We start from the raw sequence: 19970 nt of genomic DNA, 5'->3' as shown, positions 1-19970 counted from the left end.
TTCGATTTACAACCTTACGATATTAAGAGAAACAGAGCAGGGAATTGCACAATCGATATGGCACAACTCCCTACGAGGATTGTATTTTAGATAATGTAGAAATCCGCGCTGGTGAGTATAAGTCCTGGCGTTAACTGAGCAAATTGTTGTGCCTCTGCACCACCTGCCGCATCAATATCAAAGTAAAGTGCGCCAGTTTCTGCATGATATATTATCCGATCTGAATTATCGTGTGCTTCAGCACCTGTATGAAAATTTGAAGCATGCAATCCGCCTGTATGCAGACCAGTGAAGAGGGTGTTTTCCAGAAGGATCGTATCGCTGATCGGAGAGAAATCGGTGATTGTGTCTACCGCACCGATAAAAGGCGTATCCAATATAAAAACGTCACCTCCCGATCCGCCGGTCAAAATATCTGCGCCCTCACCACCCCATAGCCGATCATTACCTTCACCGCCATCAAGGCGGTCATTGCCACTGCTACCATATAGCCTATCCCTACCACCCAGACCCTGAATTTCATCGTTGTTGGCAGCTCCGCGGAGGACATCCGATCTAGATGTACCGGTAATCATATTAAAATGCGGTTCCGGATTTGACGGGGATGTCGGTTGTGGAGCTGGTATGGATTCATCGTTACGGATAATCGGGTCGATAAGATCTAATTTTACATTCTTATTGCCGATACCGACCTGTAGATCTGTTGTAATAATTTCGTTTCCGGAAAAACTAACCGTATAGTTACCCGCAACGAGCTCTAGCGCATAGCCGCCCGCTAAATTTGTTGTTGTTATTTCGATTGCACCGGTCATATTATTTTTGGCACTGATCGTGAGATGGCCCAATTCTTCCCCGATATCATAACGTTTGTCGCCATCTTCATCCTTAAAAGCAACACCCGTCAAGAATGAGTCAGATGCCGTACGAGCAAAATTCTGTGTCACGAACGCACTTTCGGAGCGGTTGAACTGACCTGTTTCAAAACCAATTCCGACCTCTCGATAGGCATCATTTAATAAGCTCGCACGATGACCTGCTGAATTCATCAACATATCGTGTAGTGTTTGCACTTCATCTTGGAAGCCCTCGGGTGCCCGGGTGCTCATCCATGCAATATTTTCTGCCCAGGCCCAGGAGCCGGTAAAAACATAACCGACGGCATCCATGCGATCACCCGGACTGGACCCTCCTGCGCCAGTATGAGAAAAAACATCGGTCGATATCATCCAGTTACTATGGCTTTCGGATGATTCATTTAAATCTCCATTGAAGACGAGTGGTTGAGCGCCAGTTTTGGTGCGTTCAACATTAATCAGCTCGAGCATTAATTGTTCGTAAGTGCTGGCTTGAGACATAGGTAATAAAACTCCGATTTAATTAATTTGGTGGGTGGATTTAAATAAATCCCACATGAAGAAAGTAAAAACATGTGTTTCTCTACCGCTGATCGTTTTGACATGCGTCCGAGCAGTATGCGGACATAAACTAAGCCAAGCTGCAGTTAAATTAATTATTTTTATGATTCGGCTAAAGGCAAGTCATTAAAAGACTTTCGTCACCTTACATATCACAAGCACGATTTATGCCATGAATAATTCCTATTTAAAATCAATCGATTGACTGCAAGGTCCATAAATAATGAAGGAAGATTGTTGTCAATTATGGGTGTAGAATTATTAATATCTATTAGTATATTGTTTTATATATATTTTTATTGTTTCCGATTGGAGACAATAAAGGAAACTCAATTGATTTAGATAGAAGTGATCTGGTATGAATACAAACCAAGGCAGAATAAAAGTGGCGTTAAAACTAGCTGTAAAATAAAGGAATTAAGAGCGCTCCCCTGAAGTAAGCCTTGAGCTGACGTTTCAATATAAAGTTGTATTTTGATAATTTAAAAAGGAAGTGTAAGCTTTATTTTATAGTCCTTATTCCTAATTCAGACTAGGCATTATTCTTAGTCTAAATTAAGCCGTTTACTTATATTCATTTTCTCAAAATAATAATATCTTATGACCTAAGGATTTTAAGTATCTGTAAGATAATTAAATTCCTTAGGCTAATTTTTTAACTAGGATATAGGAAATGTAATGGCTACTGGTATCGTAAAATGGTTTAATGACTCAAAGGGCTTTGGCTTTATCACTCCCGATGGCGGTGGCGAAGATTTATTTGCTCATTTTTCAGCAATCCAATCCAATGGATTTAAGACATTACAAGAAAACCAACGCGTTTCTTTTGAAGTAACGATAGGTCCTAAAGGTAAGCAGGCTGCAAATATTCAATCTATTCAATCTTGAATTAAGCAGTAAAAAGAGCAGGATTAATGCCAGGCCTTGTATTGAATAAGGTATAGAACAGATTTTAATGTTCTCGAAATAGCCCAGGCTATTAACCTTTATAACATTGCATGGCCTGGCTTTTTAGTTGCCGAGTATTTCATGTTTATTAACTTTCCCCGAAAAAAAATAACATGCCGGCGCTTATTTATTCGTCATAACCGCTTGTTACTGTCAGGATATTGCTGTTTTTGGAATGGGGGTTAATGAGAAAATTTGTTATATTTTGTTTTAATCTAATCTGGCTAGTATTATAAACAAAATAATATAATTTTTTGAAAGATCATCAATCAAATGCGCCATGCAATGCTCGAGTTACCGTTCGATAACAGTTATGCACGTTTACCAACTCGATTCTTTGCGCGACTGAATCCCACGCCAGTCGCGGCTCCGAGATTAATTAAACTAAATGTCCAGCTTGCACGACAGCTTGGACTAAATCCAGATCTATTATCTTCGCCCGAAGGCGTTAATATGTTTGCTGGTAATAGCGTCCCACAGGGTGCAGAACCTTTAGCTATGGCTTATGCTGGGCATCAATTTGGAGTCTGGGTGCCACAGCTTGGTGATGGTCGTGCAATTCTACTGGGAGAAATTCTTGACCAGCATGGGGTTCGTTTTGATATCCAGCTGAAGGGTGCTGGGCCAACACCATTTTCACGCAGGGGAGATGGACGAGCTTGGCTTGGTCCTGTATTGCGAGAATATATAGTGAGTGAAGCCATGGCAGCCCTTGGTGTGCCCACTACGCGGGCACTTGCAGTTATCAGCTCGGGTGAAGTAATTCGACGGGAGGGACTCATGCCCGGCGCAGTATTGACACGCGTTGCGCGCAGCCATATTCGAATCGGTACTTTTCAGTTTTTTGTTGCACGACAAGATATGGATGCGCTCAGACAACTTGCTGATTATGTTATAGCACGCTATTACCCTAAGGCAGCTAGCGCGCAGGCTCCTTATCTCGCATTGCTTGATGCCGTTGTTGACCGCCAGGCGGAGCTGGTCGCACGTTGGCAATTAATCGGTTTTATCCATGGTGTGATGAATACAGACAATATGTCGATTGCAGGTGAATCAATCGATTATGGCCCATGTGCTTTCATGGACACATATCACCCAGAAACCGTATTTAGCTCTATTGATCAAATGGGACGTTATGCATACCAGAATCAGCCCCATATTGCTCAATGGAACCTGACATGTCTCGCGCAGTCATTGTTGCCGCTGATTAATGAAGATGAACAAGTTGCCATTAATCGTTTACAGGCGATTATTGATAGTTACTCCAATCGGTTTGAACATGCTTATTTGGGTGGCATGCGAAAAAAACTGGGGTTATCAAAAGAACGGGATGGTGATTTGGCGCTGGCACAAGATCTGCTCGAACGAATGGCAGAGAATAAAGCAGATTTCACGTTAACATTTCGCGGGCTAGGCAAACTACCCGTAAAAGCAATAACTGATCATACCAAGGCCAACAGGCCGGTTCGTGATTTGTTTGACAATCCCAGCGCATTCGATACTTGGGCAGTAGCATGGCGGCAGCGGCTCGCTCTGGAGGCATCTGATGATCATGAACGACAAGCAGCTATGAACACCGTAAATCCAGCATTTATTCCGCGCAATCATAGAGTTGAAGAAGCGATCCGGGCGGCAGTTGAAGAAGAGAACTTTGAACCATTTGAGAAATTGGTGACGGTATTGGCTAATCCTTACAATGATCAACCCATTTATTCGATATATGCTACGCCGCCACGCCCGGAAGAAATTGTACAAAAAACATTCTGCGGCACCTAAATCGAACTATTGTTTTCGATAACCAGATCAAGTTTACGCTGAGAAATGCTAGATGACAATGAACCTTATTCCAGGCCAGCAGCGTGATTTACTGCTGGTCTAAGAATTGGACTGAAACGAACCAGGCTTATTATTATTGAACTTGCGTGGGCGTGACAGATAATTGCTGGCTTGCGGCAATCATATTGCTGAGAGCAAGTTTAACTTCTTCCCAGCTACGGGTCTTTAAGCCACAATCAGGGTTGATCCATAATCTTTTTGCCGGAATGCGCTGTGTGGCCATCTGCATTAAATTAACCATTTCATCTACTGAAGGAATATTAGGTGAATGAATGTCATACACACCCGGCCCGATTCCATTAGGATAATGAAATTGATCAAATACATCTAATAACTCCATATCAGAACGAGAAGTTTCAATCGTGATTACATCGGCATCCATTTCAGCGATAGCTTCTATAATATCGTTAAATTCTGAGTAGCACATATGAGTATGTATTTGTGTCTCATCTTTGACGCCATTTGCAGTAATCTGGAATGCACGGATAGCCCATTGGAGATAAGATTGCCACTGTGTTTTTCTTAATGGCAAGCCTTCTCTTAATGCTGCTTCATCAATCTGGATAATACTGATGCCTGCTTTCTCGAGATCCAATACCTCATCACGCATTGCTAAAGCTAATTGCAGACAGGTTTCTGCGCGAGGCTGATCATCTCGCACAAAGGACCAGTTTAAAATAGTGACCGGTCCAGTCAGCATTCCCTTCATCGGTTTTTTGGTTAATGATTGGGCATAGCGAATCCAATCGACCGTTATCGCATGCGGGCGAGAAATATCGCCAAAAATAATAGGTGGTTTAACACAGCGTGATCCGTAGGACTGCACCCAACCAAACTGAGTAAAAGCATATCCGGTCAGATATTCACTAAAATACTCCACCATGTCATTGCGCTCCGGTTCACCATGTACCAGGACATCAAGTCCCAGAGCTTCCTGTTCTTGCACACAGATGCTAATTTCTTGCTGCATTGCCTGACGATATTGTTCTTCCGATAGGCTACCACTGCGGAAATCCTTTCTGGCTTGTCTGATCTCCTGTGTTTGTGGAAAAGAACCGATGGTGGTGGTGGGATAAAGCGGTAGATTAAATTTTTCGTGTTGTGTTATCGCACGTTGCGGATAAGGAGATTGGCGGGTACCCATTTGACCATTAATTTCGAGCACCCGTTTTTTAACTAATTCATTATGCACCCTATTTGAGTGTTTACGGTTATTGATCGCTGCGGCATTAGTTAACAGTTTTCCTGCGACGGTATTGCGTCCCTTGCTGAGGGCCTTAGCTAAGATACTGAGTTCATCTAATTTTTGTATCGCAAATGCCAGCCATGATTCTATATCGGGATCCAGTTCCCGCTCGCTTTCCAGGTCAACGGGTACATGTAGTAATGAACAAGAGGGCGCAAGCCAGAGACGATCCTGCAAACGAGCATGAATTGGCTCTAACCAATTCAGTGTTTCGGTTAAATCCGTTTTCCAGACGTTGCGTCCATTAATGATGCCCAGTGATAAAACTTTGTGGCAGGGCAACCAGTCAATGACTTTAGCGACTTCATCTTTTGCGGTGATCGCATCAAGATGCAGCCCATTCACAGGTAGCTCGCAGGCTAATTGTAGATTATCTTTCAATTGACCAAAGTAGGTCGTCAATAGTATGTTGACGGGTATGGTTTGTAATTGAAAATAGGCTTTTCTTAAGGCATGCTGCCATGTTTGGGAAAGTTCCGTTACGAGTACAGGTTCGTCTATCTGCACCCATTGAATTCCTATGCCTTCTAGTTGAGAAAGCAGCTCTGCATAGGCGCTCAGTAACTTATCCAATAGATCCAGTTTGTTCGATTGATCTTTCGCCTTTCCTAACCATAAATAAGTAACCGGTCCAAGGATAACGGGTTTCACCTGGACATTTTGCTGTTTGGCTTCTGCTATCTGTTGGAATAAGCGGCTTGTATCCAATGAGAATTGTGTGTTCTTATCAAACTCAGGTACGATGTAATGATAGTTGGTATCAAACCACTTGGTCATCTCTCCGGCACTAATACTAGAACAGCTTGAATCATCAGATACAGAACGTCCCCTTGCAACCCGAAAATAGCTATCCAGATCATCGCCTGGCAAATCAAGCACGCGTGAAGGAACATGGCCTAACATAAAACTGGTGTCCAGCACTTGATCGTATAGTGAAAAATCTCCAACCGGGACAAAATCAAGTTTGGATTGATCTTGCCAATGCTGTCGGCGAAGATCGGCGGTGGTTTCCTCAAGCACTTCTCTGGAAATTATTTTTTTCCAATATTTCTCCAAGGCAAATTTCAATTCCCGCTTTTTACCAATACGAGGAAATCCAAGATTATGTGTCGTTACCATGTTTTACCTGTGCTCAGTATAGAAATAGAATCACTATTGTAGTGTTAGTAAAAAATGAATAATAATGATAAATTTTTAACTTCTAATGAGCTTTATTCATATATGATCGAACACAGCCATCTTAGAATCATACAAGCGCTACATATCAATGGCACCTTAACAGAAGCGGCCAATACTCTATGTTTAAGTCAATCTGCACTATCACATCAGATTCGCTATCTAGAGAAAAAGTTGGCGGTAGTTTTATGGGAACGGGAAGGGCGTAATTTAAGATTGACTCAGGCGGGAGAACTTTTGCTGGAAGTCGCCTATCAGGTTTTGCCTGTCTTATCACAGGCAGAAAAAACACTCAAAGCTTATAGTGAGGGTCGGCAAGGCATCATGCGGATCGGGGTTGAATGCTATCCTTGCTTTGAATGGCTGACAGGAGTCCTGGGTGAATTTATGCAACAAATGCCCGACGTGGATATTGATATTATCCACAAATTTCAGTTCTCAGGATTAGAAGGTTTACTCAATCATCATATAGACGTTCTAGTCACTCCAGATCTCGTAAGAAAAGAAAAAATTTATTACGAAACGTTAGCTGAATACCAGCTTGTCTTGTTAGTTTCTGCTGATCACCCCTTAGCCGAGGTTGAGCAACTCATGCCAGAACATTTATCTGAGGAAATATTGTTTATTTTTCCCGTATCCAGGGAAAGACTCGATATTCTGAAATATTTTTTGGCACCTGCCCATATTGAGCCATTAAAATTAAAACAAGTTGAATCATTAGAAATTATGTTGCAAATGACCGCATTAAAACGGGGTGTCTGTGTCTTGCCAGAATGGCTGGCTGATAGCAAAGGTGGTCATTTCAAACTTAAGAAGATTCAAATTGGTAAAAATGGCTTGTACCAGAAATTATTTTTAGCAATGCGAATATCCGATAAAACAACCGCGTATATTAGAAAATTCATAGCAGTTGGGCAAAAAACAGCAAATAATTCATTTTGATAACTTTATAAGCAGTTATTGATTTCACCTATTTTGCCATCGGTTTAATGTATGAATTTCATCAAAACCCTTGAAAAGCCTCGACCTTCAGGAGGCCGAGAAGGTAAGAAGGCGGTTTTGGCCTATTATCGGAGCCGCTCTTCTCATTACTGAGTATTATGGATTTTTATGGGTTACTGCGGATAAGGGGGGGGTGACGGGAAGAGTGGGATTCGAAGCAGAATTTATTTTTTATAATCAATAACTTATTATTCATCCATACTATTGTTGTGTCAATTCTAAGTATTTTTCCGAGAATTTTAGAACTTCCGAATGGAATTTAGTCTAGACTTAATTGCAGATCGCTATCAAGTTTAATTGTTTAGTTATTATTACGTCAGAAGCAACAATCTATTAGCTTGCTACTCAATAGTTTGTTAATTACATGTGCTAGAGGCTCTTATATTCAAAGCCACATAAAAAAATAAAGATTTAGCGAAAATCAACCTTTATAAGACACTCTTTGTCGTATAAATTACGTTATATGCTATCTAGACTTGGGGATGCAAGAAAATGAGCAATCAAGATCAGGATCAAAAGCAAGAACAGGTGTGTACTGTTTGTGATGGTACAAAAATTCCCAAGGTTAATCTGCAAGATTTAAATGAGAATAAGCAGATAATGTTTCCTGCTATAGACTGCAAACACTGCAAAGGCACTGGGAAAGAACCAAATTAGGATAAGTTAATAAGAATAATAACCTTATAAAGATTAATGTCACATACGTACTTTATGGACGGCATATAACGTTATGCCTGAGGAAGAAAAATTGCTTACTGAAGCAATAAGACAGTCTACTACATGGCTAAGGGGATGCAGAAGCCTAACTGACGCACAGTCGGATATTAAGAATTCCGACCGAAACAGGGTTGCAGTTTCACTATTCCATCTGGCTATGGAACATCATAGCAGCATTCTTCATTTAGCAAGAACGAAACACTATGGTTCTGCATTCGCTTTAATTCGATCGCAACTGGAGGCTTATATCCGTGGTGTATGGATTCATCGTTGTGCGACACAGAAAGAAATTGCACATTTTTTAGCAAACAATCAACCACCAAAAATCGAGCAGCTAATCATTAATATAGAATCATTGCCAGTTTTTGAAAATGGTTCACTGTCTCGGTTTAAAAAAAAGATCTGGAAAATTTCGTGTGACTTCAATCACGGCGGATATGCCCAAATATCTTGGCGCTTATCAGGCAATAAAATTGTTAGTGATTTTGGAGATGAGCAGATCATAATGCTTCTTAATATTGCAAATACTTTTACACTGCAAACAGTAACTGAACTATCAGTGTTAGCAGAAAGCGAAGATATGGCACAGAAAGTCAAGGCCATCCACGAAGAAGAATTTGGTTCAAAGCATAGTTCTTCTGTGATTTGAGTCCGTAAGCCGGTCATATGCAACGTTAGTCGCATATATGTACGAAAATATCAAGCTGAAATCTTAATAAACCAGTTACCAGATTTATCCGTTTTGGCGAGCCGCAATAGTGCCGTATCGCCATAACACCCGATGACAACGGGGATAATCTCGCTAGTATTAAAATTCTGCCATTGCGCAGACAAACATGCATGCGCGAAAGGGTGATGAGTGTATAGAACTTTCCCACGCCCCCCTGATGATTTGCCACCATCTCGAACCAAAGGATGCGCCCCATCAATTCTGCGCAGACGCAGTATTTGAATTCGACGACACCACCAAGGGAGACTTTTGCAAAAGTCCTCACCAGAAGTTTTATGCTATTGATTGTAAATGCTTAATTTTTCAACTATTGGGGTTTTGCAAAGGTCTCACTCCAATCCTTATGACCCATTTGCTGAGCAACCCAGAGTGGATTTTTACCTCTTGAAAGTAGGGCGGATGCAAATGTATGGCGGGTTTGGTATGGGTTACGGTATTTGATATCCGTTTCTCTCAATGCTGGTGTCCAAACCGTTTTTCGGATGGGCTGGTCGTCTTTCCACGGTTTGTTAGTGCGTGGATCATGGAAAACGATTTCATTGTATTCCTCGGTGTAGGTTTGTTGACTAAGCAACGCTTCCCAGGCTTGAAGGTTGGAGCGTTACTTCACGTGTGATCCCGATATACCTTGGAGTTGATGGTTTGCCTGCTAAACTGGTGCGTTCAGCGATCTTGACATGATGCACTACCAAGCCTCCCGCAATAGAAGAAAGGTCGCTGAAAATATGCTGCCTTAATTGCCGGCAATCTGGTGCGCCAAAGTTTGCGGTCAGTTCGTCAGCCCGAATGATTCGTGGCAAATTTGTGTCACAGCTGAGGCCAATGAGGGCCAATCGAGACTAATGGGTGTTTGGATGGGGCCTGGGTCTAACACCCGGTTTAAACATGGGTCTTAGTTGGTCTTAAGCGGTCTGGATAAGACGGCTTATTGGCGGAGAAGGCGGGATTCGAACCCGCGGTACGGGAGAACCGTACACACGCTTTCCAGGCGTGCACCTTAAACCACTCGGTCACTTCTCCAATCAAAATGGCATGGAGTCAAGAATCGACAAGGGCGCCAAGGATAAACCAGAATAAAATTATGAGCAACCCTCATTTGAGTGACTGATATGTCAATTTATGATGTATCACGTACAACCATCTGTTAATAAACTTTATTCCATGATTAATATATATTTATATTCTATTAAAGTTCTAGTGAACAAAGTCGTTACTTAAGAGAGTAATTCACTTCTAGGATTTTTTATGCATAGGAATAAACTGAGATTATTGGTGGTTGGTTACTCAGAACCCGATGCAGATCTATTGTATTCTGAGCTTGTTGCGATTATAGATGATTTGAATTACAAGCCTATAACTAAAGTATTGGATATACATACTGCTTTATATGAATCAGAATGGGATGCGCTGATATCTAATCATGCAATGCCATCTTTTGATTTTATGGATGCTTTGAACGTATTAAAGGAGAGCGATAAGGTAATTCCTTTCATTGTTTATTCTACTGATATAGACGAAAAGATAATATCCACAACCATGTATAGTGGTGCAGATGATTACGTGCAAAAGGGTAACGCCATACAGCTTGTTTTCTCAATCCGGCGAGAATTGAAAAATAAGGCGATTCATTATGCCAAGCTACAGGCCGAGGTTCAGATTTATCGTTTGGCCTATTATGATGAATTAACCGGCCTCCCCAAACGAAATCTATTTTGTAAAGAAGTATCCGTAATGTTGTCGAATCGACCTCATTTAGAAGCGATTGCTGCAATATATTTTATTAATATAAATCGTTTACCACATATCAATAGCACTTATGGGTACGGCGTTGGTGATACTTTAATTCAACAGCTTACTCGCCATTTACTGGAATACGCCGGCAAAAATTGCTTATTGACGCGCGTTGAAGGCAGTAAATTCGCCTATTTTAATGGTGATGTTGCCAATTCTAGCGACATTCATGCTTTTCTGAATCGGATCATGGAACTGGCTGCTACTCCTTTTATGGTTAACAATCTTGAATTCTATATTACCTTTAATATGGGGATTTGTGTATATCCCACGGATGGGAAGGATATATCCATGCTGCTGGCCAGTGCTGAAAGCGCCATGCTGCTTTCCAGGAACCTATGGCAGAATAATTATAGGTTTTATATTAAAGAAATTGGTGAAGCTTCCGCTAAACGTTTGAAATTAGAAAGGTCTTTACGCAAGTCGATTGAGAAACAAGAGTTGTTAGTATATTACCAACCGATTGTGGATATGCAAACCGGAAGTATTACAGGTACAGAAGCACTCGTACGCTGGGATCACCCGGAATTTGGACTCCTCTCGCCGGATAACTTTATACCTCTTGCTCATGAAACTGGTTTTATTATCGATATTGGTAAATGGGTACTCAAGCAGGCATGCTTGCAAACCAAGTTATGGCATAGAGCAGGTTATGATTCAATGTCTATTTCTGTGAATATTTCTGCAATTGAACTTGATCAGTCTCAGTTGTTGAATCATATAGAAAATATACTCGCTGAAACAGACCTGTTTCCCGCAGCACTTGAGCTGGAAATTACAGAATCCGTGTTAATGCACGATGCTGAAGCCAGTGTCAGGATATTACAAGAATTAAAGAAAATGGGTATAAAGATAGCTGTGGATGATTTTGGAACAGGCTATTCATCATTAAGCTATCTTAAACGATTTCCGATTGATATCTTGAAGATCGATAGATCTTTTGCTAGAGATATTGTTATCGATTCTGATAGCTCGACAATTGTAACGACAATTATAGCGTTAGCAAGAAGCTTGGGGCTTTCTGTTCTAGCAGAGGGTGTTGAAACTAAAGAACAGTTCGATTTTTTGTACCAAGGACAATGCGATAGGGCTCAAGGATATCTTTTTAGTAGACCAATTGGAGCCGAAAATTTATTTTCTCTCCTGAGACAGCCCAAGACTGGAACGCTAGCATGAATGATAAATTACAGAAATTTTTATCGTAATGATTCATGTAGATCTTATTGATTTTTGATGTTTATTAATTCTAATTAGATTTGTGTAGGTAATATTCCTATATAGCGATAGGAGAATTTCCTACTTTGATATTGGTTTGATGTCTATTTACTTAAACTTGATCCAGGCTGAGAATAGACATGTAACTCATACATTTCATTTAACCTACGTATTAATGAAAAAGGAGTATTAGAATGGAAGCAAATCAGATTTTGGAAGAAATCAGAGAAATTAACCTTGGATATTTGCTGTTAGCACAACAACTGTTACGAGATGATAAGGTGGCTGCAATGTATCGGCTCGGCATCAATCAAGATATTGCTGATATTATTGAGCGATTGAGTTCTAGTCAGCTTTTAAGAATGGCCGCTTCTAGCATGTTATTGTGTCGTTTCCGTTTCGATGATTGTCTAATTGCAGATATGCTGTCGAATCACAATCAAGATCAGGCTATCTCCCAATCTCACGCAACAATACTCATGGCAGGACAACCAGCAGAATTTATTAGATAAATTGTTCTTTAAGAGGTATATGTTGTGCGTAATCGAAGTATTCTAACAGAAGCGAAACAAATTCAACTCGCATCAGAGCTTATTAAATTAGGTGCCCGATTGCAAGTATTGGAGATAAATTCTGATCTCAGTCGTGAACGATTGGTAAAGTTATATAAAGAAATAAGAGGAGTTTCTCCTCCTAAAGGCATGCTGCCATATTCGGAAGACTGGTTCATGAGTTGGCAACCAAATATGCATTCATCATTATTTATCAATATTTATAGCTACATTATTACTAATGCAGATATTCGGGGTATTGATGCCTTAATAAAAAGTTATAAACTTTATTTGGAGCATATTAAAGCAAATCAGCTGCAATGTGTACTGAGTCTGACGCGCGCCTGGACATTAGTACGTTTTATTGAAAGCCATGTATTATGCGTAACACCTTGCATCAAGTGTAATGGTAAATTTCTGGTCCACTCATTAGAGATTCATTCCAACCATGTGTGCGGGCTATGTAATATCCCATCTCGGGCTGGAAAAACCAAGAAAGCCATTGCTATGGCTGCACACTAGCAATTATTTTATTTATTCTCTGGTTTCTGTTATTGAATCTTTATTATATTTCAACAGGCTGGTTGATAATCAATGTCGTGAATATAATAAAGATTCAAAAAGTCAGATGAAGATCAACTTCTGGGCAATTACTTTTAAGTAAGCACATTCTGAATACGCTCTAACGCTGTTTTTAAATTTTGCATGGAAGTCGCAAAAGATAAACGAATATAGCCTTCACTTCCAAATGCAGATCCTGGAACAACTGCAACGCCGGCATGCTCCAGGAGATGCTCACTGAACGCAATATCGCTTTGAACACTTAACAATCCTTTGTCATATAGATTGATGATTGCTTGTCGTGTATCAGCAAAGGCATAAAATGCCCCATCAGCTGATAGACATTTCACACCTTTCATAGCATTTAATTGTTCGGTAATAAAATTGTTACGTTCTTTAAATGCTGTCAACATGGGTACCATACACGATTGATCGCCAGTTAACGCCGCCTCTGCAGCTACCTGAGAAATGGAACAAGGGTTTGATGTGCTTTGCGATTGTATGTTCTCCATCGCGGTAATAATATGTGAGGGGCCTCCACAATAACCAATGCGCCATCCCGTCATTGAATAAGCTTTAGAGACACCGTTCAACACGATCGTTTGCGGATACAGATCGGGACAGGCATTAAGAATATTTATAAACTTGTTGCCTGATAACGAGATGTGCTCATACATGTCATCGGTTGCGATGAGAATTTTTGGATATCTGAGTAATACTTCTCCTAAAGCCTTTAATTCATCTAAGGTATAGACAGCACCTGATGGATTGCCTGGGCTGTTTATAACAAACATTTTGGTTTTCGGCGTAATCGCCTTTTCCAATTGCTCTGCTGTTATTTTAAAATTCTGCTCAATACCTGTTTTGATGAAAACGGGTTTTCCCTTAGCGATTAAGACGATATCAGGGTAAGAGACCCAATAAGGAGCAGGAACAATTACCTCGTCGTCGGGATTAATAATAGACAGGACTAGATTAAAAAAGCTTTGTTTACCGCCACATGAGACTAATATTTGCTTGGCATCATAATCAAACTTATTTTCATGTTTAAATTTGGCAATAATGGCATTTTTTAAACTTGGCGTTCCTCCTACGGCTGTATATTTAGTAAAACCCTTATTGATAGCGACTATAGCCGCATCTTTTATGTGTTGCGGTGTATCGAAATCAGGCTCTCCAGCTCCGAGGCCGATAATATCTTTTCCTTCAGCCTTAAGCCTTGCTGCCCGGGCAGTTACGGCTAGGGTAGGAGAGGGCTTAATAGCCTGAACACGGTTTGAAAGTTCCACAACAAATCCTCACGCTAATGTAGGGTAATCGATACTACATGTTAAAATCGGTATGGAGAAACAAATTAATATCGGAATTATACCTGTGATCGTTACCTTCCCCAATAGTCCTTATAAATTACATCAGACATTCGAACCTGCGGGCGACCAACCCGAAGCCATTGCTAAGCTGATCGAAGGGATAGAAGATGGCCTTGCTTTCCAGACATTACTAGGAGTCACTGGCTCCGGTAAGACCTTTACGATTGCAAATGTAATTGCTCGTTTGGGTCGCCCTGCAATTCTTATGGCGCCAAATAAAACGCTGGCTGCACAACTTTATGCCGAAATGCGTGAGTTTTTCCCAGAAAATGCGGTTGAATATTTCGTCTCTTATTATGATTATTATCAACCAGAGGCTTACGTTCCAGCACGGGATCTTTTCATTGAAAAAGATTCCAGTATCAATGAACATGTAGAACAAATGCGTTTGTCAGCAACGAAATCATTGCTTGAACGAAATGATACTATTATTGTTGCAACGGTATCATGTATTTACGGCATTGGTGATCCGGTAGATTATCATGGGATGATTTTACATCTACGCGAACAGGAAAAGATTACACAGCGTGAAGCTATTAAACGTCTAACTGAAATGCAGTATGAACGCAATGAGTTGGAGTTTTCTCGTGGAACATTTCGAGTAAGAGGAGATGTGCTCGATATATTCCCGGCTGAAAGCTCTGAAGCTGCGGTTCGGTTATCATTGTTTGATGACGAAATTGAAAGCATATCCCTATTTGACCCACTGACAGGTAAATTATTGCAAAAATTATCACGTTATACGATATACCCATCTAGTCATTATGTGACGCCAAGAAGCACGACACTCAGAGCAATTGAAACCATTAAGATCGAGCTAAAGGATCGCCTTGAATTCTATCATCAGCATAACAAGCTGGTTGAGACGCAACGTATTGAACAACGCACTCACTTTGATCTTGAAATGCTTAATGAGCTCGGTTTTTGTAAAGGAATTGAGAATTATTCGCGTCATCTTTCTGGAAGAAAACCTGGTGATCCCCCGCCGACGTTAATTGATTACCTGCCCCGTAATTCATTAATGATAGTCGATGAAAGCCATGTCACGATTCCACAGATAGGTGGGATGTATAAAGGAGATCGTTCGCGCAAGGAAAATCTAGTGAATTATGGCTTTCGTTTGCCTTCGGCATTAGATAATAGACCATTGAAATTCAATGAATTTGAAGAAATGATGCCCCAGGCAATATTTGTTTCAGCCACCCCTGCTGAATACGAACGAGTACATAGCGGCCAGATTGCTGAACAAGTTGTACGACCAACGGGCCTAGTCGACCCTGAGATTGAGATACGCCCTGTTACAACACAAGTAGATGATCTAATGTCAGAAATTAGTTTGCGCGTTGTAAAAAATGAACGCGTATTGGTAACGACATTAACTAAGCGTATGGCGGAGGATTTAACTGATTACCTTTCTGATCATCATATCAAAGTTCGCTATTTGCATTCTGATATTGGCACCGTCGAAAGAGTAGAGATTATTCGCGACCTGCGTCTAGGTAAATTTGATGTCTTAGTAGGTATTAATCTGCTCAGGGAAGGTCTCGATATTCCAGAGGTTTCATTAGTTGCCATACTTGATGCTGATAAAGAGGGCTTTTTACGATCTGAGCGATCGTTAATTCAAACTATCGGAAGGGCTGCCCGCCATATTAACGGAACGGCTATTCTTTATGCCAATAACATAACCAATTCAATGCGCCGCGCGATCGATGAAACGAAACGTCGGCGTGAAAAACAAACGTTATTTAATCTGGAAAATAATATTACACCACGAAGTGTGCATAAACGTATTAAGGATCTAATTGATGGGGTGTACAACATTGAGATGGCACAACAGAATTTTAAGGCTGCTGAAAAACAAGCGTATTACGATTCTTTAAGTGCATCTCAATTAGCCAAAGAGATTCAACGTGTTGAAAAACAAATGTTGAATGCTGCAAAAAATTTAGAGTTTGAAAAAGCGACACAATACAGAGATGAACTAAAGAATCTTAAGGATAAGCTATTCGTCGGATTTATTGAAGTAAAATCCTAAATTATTGACTTATTTGCCATTGATTTATCTGATAATTATTTCTTTATCATAGTAGAAGATACAAAAATAATCCTGCGAAATGTTCGATTTAATGTTGGACTGGAAAAGTTGCTCATTACCATGCTTTCTACAAAGCGAATATGATCTCCAGCTTTAACTTGCGTAGTAGGGGCCGCTATCCAGAAGCGATTACCATTATTTTCTAATTCCATATAAGTATAGCCAGTTGTATCAATAGTAGAAATAATGATGCCTTCATTATCCGGCAGGTTTTTTGTTGTGTTTTCGGATGTGCTTTCAGAAGCATACTGCGTTGCCATTACCAATGGACTACAGAATAAGAATCCAATTAAAGCAATTACTACAGCCAAGTGAGAAATTTTCATTTTTTGCTCCAGGAAATCGAATTGGTATTAGTTATTAATCATATAATACAGCGCTATTATTTTAGTTCCAGCTGAATATTTATTGCTGGGTAATATAATTATTACTGATGATAACATTCTGGTTGAATGTTTTGTGTATCGAGGTGCTGTCGCACTCTTTCAAAAAAGCAGATAGCTGCTGCTGCCGCTGCGTTCAGTGATTCCGTTTTGCCTAACATGGGAATCATAATTTGTTCGTCAGTTACTTGTAAAAGATCATCGGATAATCCCATTCCTTCATTGCCGAATATAAATGCAACAGAACCTGTTAATTGTATTTGATAAAGGCTTCTATTAGCTTGCAGCGAAGTAGCAATGACTGTGCCATTGAATTGTTGTGCAATTTTCACTAAATTGGATTGTTCATGAATACGTAGTATAAAATGTGCGCCCATTGCTGCCCGGAGCGTCTTAGGTGCCCATGCATCAGTACAGTCATGCGAAAGATAAACATCACTTACTCCTGCTGCTGCGGCCGAACGTAGAATAGAGCCCATATTACCCGGATCCTGTATTGTTTCAAGTAATACACAGAAGGTTTTATCTTTATTTTCCGAAACAAGCTTCAGTTCTGGAATGGATATGGATGCAACGATGCCGGTTGGTGCTTTTACTGGAGAAACCTGATGAAACAGCGCATCGCTCAAAACAAAGATATTAGGCCTAGGTATTTTTTCTATGGAACAAAGAAAATCCTTTATTTCTTTATATTCGCGACCCGATTGACTGACAATCAGATTTGTCGGTGATCCGAATACAGCACAATAGGCCTGTATGAGATGTATTCCATCTAGTAATGTCAAGTTATCTTTTCTACGATAGCGTGCAGATTTCCCCAGTCTGACGAGCTGCTTGAAGAAAGGATGTGCGCGAGAAGTAATCGATTGCATCATTCAAAAAGATATAGCCAGTTTTTCTATCTGAATCATCATGTTATTTTAAGCTGGTTGCTATCGTAAGCTAACCGGCTTGAACAATTCAATAGGGATATTCTGATACTTGACTACTGTGATGCTTAGCTCGTTAATGCCCCCCGGCGTTTTTAATGTCACCATATCGCCTTGCTGTGCGGTCATTAATGCACGTGCCACTGGTGAAATCCAACTAATATAACCTTTGGATGGCTCAATCTCATCAATTCCAACGATAGACACCGTTTTCTCAATGCTCGACTGATTTATAAAAGTAACGGTAGCGCCGAAAAAAATTCGCGTTTTATCTTCTCGTGGTATTGTTGGGTCGATGATCTCCGCAGTATCTAATCGTTTTGTCAAGAAACGAATGCGTCGATCGATTTCACGCAATCGCTTTTTTCCATATATATAATCACCATTTTCTGAGCGATCCCCATTACCTGCCGCCCAAGCTACGCTTGCCGTTATCTCTGGACGTTCGGTGTTCATCAACCAATAAAATTCATCCATAAGTCGAGCATGACCACCTGGAGTAATGTAATTTTTACTACCAAATGGCAAAGGTACGATGTCCGCGTCATCATCGTTATCACCAATCAGGCTGAGTTCTTCTGTAGATACCTTGCTCATTGTTCTAAACAATCTTTAAGTAAACTGGATCAATCAATATTGATTGAATTATAGCGAACGAATTCTACTTATCTATTTTATAGCGATATTCTGCTGACATTGCATGCGCCTGAAGCCCCTCTCCGTGGGCTAATATAGAAGCTATTGCTCCAAGCTTTGATGCACTTTGCTGTGAAACCTGAATGAGGCTGCTTCTTTTTTGAAAATCATAGACGCCCAGTGGCGACGAAAAGCGTGCTGTACGGGATGTTGGTAGTACATGATTAGGGCCCGCACAATAATCACCAATAGCTTCACAGGTGTTTCGTCCTAAAAAAACAGCACCTGCATGTTTAATTTTTTCCAACCATATTTCTGGCTGATCAATAGATAATTCCAGATGTTCAGGTGCGATCTTATTAGCAATAGTACAAGCTTCATCTAGATTACGGACCTTGACTAATGCCCCGCGATTCTCAAGTGAAGTACGAATTACATTTTTCCGCGGCATGGTTTCAATTAATCGATCAATACTTTGTGCAACCTTGTCTAGAAAATCGGTATCAGGCGTTAGCAAAATTGCCTGCGCTAATTCATCATGTTCAGCCTGGGAGAATAAATCCATGGCTATCCAATCTGGATTAGTTTTACCATCACAAATAATCAGTATTTCAGAGGGTCCAGCAACCATGTCAATGCCAACTAAACCAAATACTCTGCGCTTTGCTGCAGCGACATATGCATTACCTGGACCAACAATTTTATCCACCCGTGGTATGGTCTCAGTTCCATAAGCTAGCGCCGCGATGGCTTGAGCTCCGCCGATAGTAAAAACACGGTCAACCTGACTAATTGCAGCAGCAGCCAATACCAGATCACTCTTTTCCCCCCTAGGTGTTGGTACAACCATGATTAGTTCACTCACACCCGCTACTTTAGCGGGTATTGCATTCATGAGTACCGACGAAGGATAGGATGCCTTACCTCCAGGAACATATAAACCGACCCGATCCAGCGGCGTTATTTTTTGACCCAGTATTGTATTGTCCGGTTCAGTATACTGCCAAGATTGAATTAACTGTTTTTTATGGTAAACACGTATCCGTTCAGCAGATTGCTCGAGTGCATCACGCTGATCTGAAGGCAGGTTTTCCAAGGCTTGCAACAGCTCATCTGGAGATAACTCAATGTCCGTAATGGACGCTATATTTAAGTGATCCAACCGACGAGTCAACTCGAATAATGCTTGATCACCCCGTTTTTTTATATCAATAAGAATGTTGGCAACAGTTGCTTCAATTGCATCATCTTGCTCATTCTCAAACGCCAGTAATTTTCCCAGTGTTGTATCGAAATCAGGGTCAGTGGAAGATAGCCGTTTTATTTGAATCATAGGGATAAGAGGGTATCGATATTATAGTTTTAG

At 40.6% G+C, this 19970-nt stretch carries 17 protein-coding genes and 1 tRNA gene; 9 read left to right on the top strand and 9 right to left on the bottom strand.

Going from position 1 to position 19970, the window contains the following annotated elements:
* Positions 1–86: 86 nt before the first annotated feature.
* Positions 87–1355 carry a CAP domain-containing protein gene (locus BUQ89_RS14405; protein ID WP_028460454.1) on the bottom strand — a complete coding sequence of 423 codons (1269 nt, stop codon included), beginning with the start codon at positions 1353–1355 and terminating at the stop codon, positions 87–89.
* A gap of 738 nt (positions 1356–2093) precedes the next feature.
* Here BUQ89_RS14405 and BUQ89_RS09620 point away from each other — a divergent pair.
* Both BUQ89_RS09620 and BUQ89_RS09615 read left to right on the top strand, forming a co-directional pair.
* Positions 2094–2303, top strand: a complete 210-nt coding sequence (locus BUQ89_RS09620; protein ID WP_028460455.1) for a cold-shock protein — start codon at positions 2094–2096, stop codon at positions 2301–2303.
* A 333-nt stretch (positions 2304–2636) separates the two neighbouring features.
* Positions 2637–4139, top strand: coding sequence for a protein adenylyltransferase SelO (locus tag BUQ89_RS09615; RefSeq protein WP_218146715.1), 1503 nt, complete (start codon positions 2637–2639; stop codon positions 4137–4139).
* 133 nt (positions 4140–4272) lie between these two features.
* Here BUQ89_RS09615 and metE read toward each other — a convergent pair whose 3' ends face one another.
* Positions 4273–6564: a 5-methyltetrahydropteroyltriglutamate--homocysteine S-methyltransferase gene (gene metE / locus BUQ89_RS09610; RefSeq protein ID WP_028460457.1), complete on the bottom strand. Its 2292-nt coding sequence runs from the start codon at positions 6562–6564 to the stop codon at positions 4273–4275.
* A gap of 102 nt (positions 6565–6666) precedes the next feature.
* Here metE and BUQ89_RS09605 point away from each other — a divergent pair, with 102 nt between their 5' ends.
* From BUQ89_RS09605 to BUQ89_RS09600, 3 genes are all read left to right on the top strand, one after another.
* On the top strand, positions 6667–7563 hold the full coding sequence (locus BUQ89_RS09605) for a LysR substrate-binding domain-containing protein (RefSeq protein ID WP_028460458.1): 897 nt from the start codon (positions 6667–6669) through the stop codon (positions 7561–7563).
* A gap of 552 nt (positions 7564–8115) precedes the next feature.
* Positions 8116–8280, top strand: coding sequence for a hypothetical protein (locus BUQ89_RS13740; RefSeq protein WP_177183558.1), 165 nt, complete (start codon positions 8116–8118; stop codon positions 8278–8280).
* Between the two features lie 73 nt (positions 8281–8353).
* A complete protein-coding gene (locus BUQ89_RS09600; RefSeq protein WP_143071194.1) occupies positions 8354–8989 on the top strand; it encodes a DUF6988 family protein in 636 nt (211 codons plus the stop codon).
* A 388-nt stretch (positions 8990–9377) separates the two neighbouring features.
* Here BUQ89_RS09600 and BUQ89_RS09595 read toward each other — a convergent pair whose 3' ends face one another.
* A complete protein-coding gene (locus BUQ89_RS09595; protein ID WP_245812972.1) occupies positions 9378–9644 on the bottom strand; it encodes a tyrosine-type recombinase/integrase in 267 nt (88 codons plus the stop codon).
* Positions 9645–9999: 355 nt separating this feature from the next.
* Positions 10000–10090, bottom strand: a tRNA-Ser gene (locus tag BUQ89_RS09590).
* 225 nt (positions 10091–10315) lie between these two features.
* Between BUQ89_RS09590 and BUQ89_RS09585 the strand changes: the two genes are divergently transcribed.
* The 3 genes from BUQ89_RS09585 (at position 10316) to flhC (ending at position 13149) form a co-directional block, all read left to right on the top strand.
* The gene (locus BUQ89_RS09585; protein ID WP_028460462.1) at positions 10316–12037 is read left to right on the top strand and encodes a GGDEF domain-containing response regulator; all 1722 of its coding nucleotides are present in this window, start codon (positions 10316–10318) and stop codon (positions 12035–12037) included.
* 233 nt (positions 12038–12270) lie between these two features.
* Entirely contained in the window at positions 12271–12588 is a 318-nt protein-coding gene (flhD, locus tag BUQ89_RS09580) for a flagellar transcriptional regulator FlhD (RefSeq protein WP_028460463.1), read from the top strand.
* Positions 12589–12612: 24 nt separating this feature from the next.
* The gene (gene flhC, locus BUQ89_RS09575) at positions 12613–13149 is read left to right on the top strand and encodes a flagellar transcriptional regulator FlhC (protein WP_028460464.1); all 537 of its coding nucleotides are present in this window, start codon (positions 12613–12615) and stop codon (positions 13147–13149) included.
* 134 nt (positions 13150–13283) lie between these two features.
* Here the strand turns inward: flhC and BUQ89_RS09570 are convergent, their stop codons facing one another.
* On the bottom strand, positions 13284–14477 hold the full coding sequence (locus BUQ89_RS09570; protein ID WP_028460465.1) for a pyridoxal phosphate-dependent aminotransferase: 1194 nt from the start codon (positions 14475–14477) through the stop codon (positions 13284–13286).
* 85 nt (positions 14478–14562) lie between these two features.
* Here BUQ89_RS09570 and uvrB point away from each other — a divergent pair, with 85 nt between their 5' ends.
* Positions 14563–16596, top strand: a complete 2034-nt coding sequence (gene uvrB, locus BUQ89_RS09565) for an excinuclease ABC subunit UvrB (protein WP_028460466.1) — start codon at positions 14563–14565, stop codon at positions 16594–16596.
* Positions 16597–16631: 35 nt separating this feature from the next.
* On the opposite strand, the gene BUQ89_RS09560 is transcribed toward uvrB, so the two are convergent.
* From BUQ89_RS09560 to hisD, 4 genes are all read right to left on the bottom strand, one after another.
* Entirely contained in the window at positions 16632–16982 is a 351-nt protein-coding gene (locus BUQ89_RS09560; RefSeq protein WP_036572255.1) for a hypothetical protein, read from the bottom strand.
* 101 nt (positions 16983–17083) lie between these two features.
* Positions 17084–17914, bottom strand: coding sequence for a TrmH family RNA methyltransferase (locus BUQ89_RS09555; RefSeq protein WP_342742978.1), 831 nt, complete (start codon positions 17912–17914; stop codon positions 17084–17086).
* A gap of 57 nt (positions 17915–17971) precedes the next feature.
* The gene (gene greB, locus BUQ89_RS09550; protein ID WP_036572258.1) at positions 17972–18565 is read right to left on the bottom strand and encodes a transcription elongation factor GreB; all 594 of its coding nucleotides are present in this window, start codon (positions 18563–18565) and stop codon (positions 17972–17974) included.
* Positions 18566–18629: 64 nt separating this feature from the next.
* The gene (hisD, locus tag BUQ89_RS09545) at positions 18630–19937 is read right to left on the bottom strand and encodes a histidinol dehydrogenase (RefSeq protein WP_028460467.1); all 1308 of its coding nucleotides are present in this window, start codon (positions 19935–19937) and stop codon (positions 18630–18632) included.
* Between the last annotated feature and the right edge of the window lie 33 nt (positions 19938–19970).

The sequence above is a fragment of the Nitrosomonas cryotolerans ATCC 49181 genome, assembly GCF_900143275.1.
GTDB classification, from domain to species: domain Bacteria; phylum Pseudomonadota; class Gammaproteobacteria; order Burkholderiales; family Nitrosomonadaceae; genus Nitrosomonas; species Nitrosomonas cryotolerans.
This window is presented reverse-complemented; position numbering and strand designations above follow the sequence as displayed.

What these genes read in the sequence shown, in the direction of transcription:
- BUQ89_RS13740 (WP_177183558.1), top strand. Translation starts at nt 8,116, where the DNA reads ATGAGCAATCAAGATCAGGATCAAAAGCAAGAACAGGTGTGTACTGTT.
- greB (WP_036572258.1), bottom strand. Translation starts at nt 18,565, where the DNA reads ATGAGCAAGGTATCTACAGAAGAACTCAGCCTGATTGGTGATAACGAT.
- BUQ89_RS09555 (WP_342742978.1), bottom strand. Translation starts at nt 17,914, where the DNA reads ATGATGCAATCGATTACTTCTCGCGCACATCCTTTCTTCAAGCAGCTC.
- hisD (WP_028460467.1), bottom strand. Translation starts at nt 19,937, where the DNA reads ATGATTCAAATAAAACGGCTATCTTCCACTGACCCTGATTTCGATACA.
- metE (WP_028460457.1), bottom strand. Translation starts at nt 6,564, where the DNA reads ATGGTAACGACACATAATCTTGGATTTCCTCGTATTGGTAAAAAGCGG.
- BUQ89_RS09605 (WP_028460458.1), top strand. Translation starts at nt 6,667, where the DNA reads ATGATCGAACACAGCCATCTTAGAATCATACAAGCGCTACATATCAAT.
- BUQ89_RS09585 (WP_028460462.1), top strand. Translation starts at nt 10,316, where the DNA reads ATGCATAGGAATAAACTGAGATTATTGGTGGTTGGTTACTCAGAACCC.
- BUQ89_RS14405 (WP_028460454.1), bottom strand. Translation starts at nt 1,355, where the DNA reads ATGTCTCAAGCCAGCACTTACGAACAATTAATGCTCGAGCTGATTAAT.
- BUQ89_RS09620 (WP_028460455.1), top strand. Translation starts at nt 2,094, where the DNA reads ATGGCTACTGGTATCGTAAAATGGTTTAATGACTCAAAGGGCTTTGGC.
- BUQ89_RS09600 (WP_143071194.1), top strand. Translation starts at nt 8,354, where the DNA reads ATGCCTGAGGAAGAAAAATTGCTTACTGAAGCAATAAGACAGTCTACT.
- BUQ89_RS09560 (WP_036572255.1), bottom strand. Translation starts at nt 16,982, where the DNA reads ATGAAAATTTCTCACTTGGCTGTAGTAATTGCTTTAATTGGATTCTTA.
- flhD (WP_028460463.1), top strand. Translation starts at nt 12,271, where the DNA reads ATGGAAGCAAATCAGATTTTGGAAGAAATCAGAGAAATTAACCTTGGA.
- BUQ89_RS09615 (WP_218146715.1), top strand. Translation starts at nt 2,637, where the DNA reads ATGCGCCATGCAATGCTCGAGTTACCGTTCGATAACAGTTATGCACGT.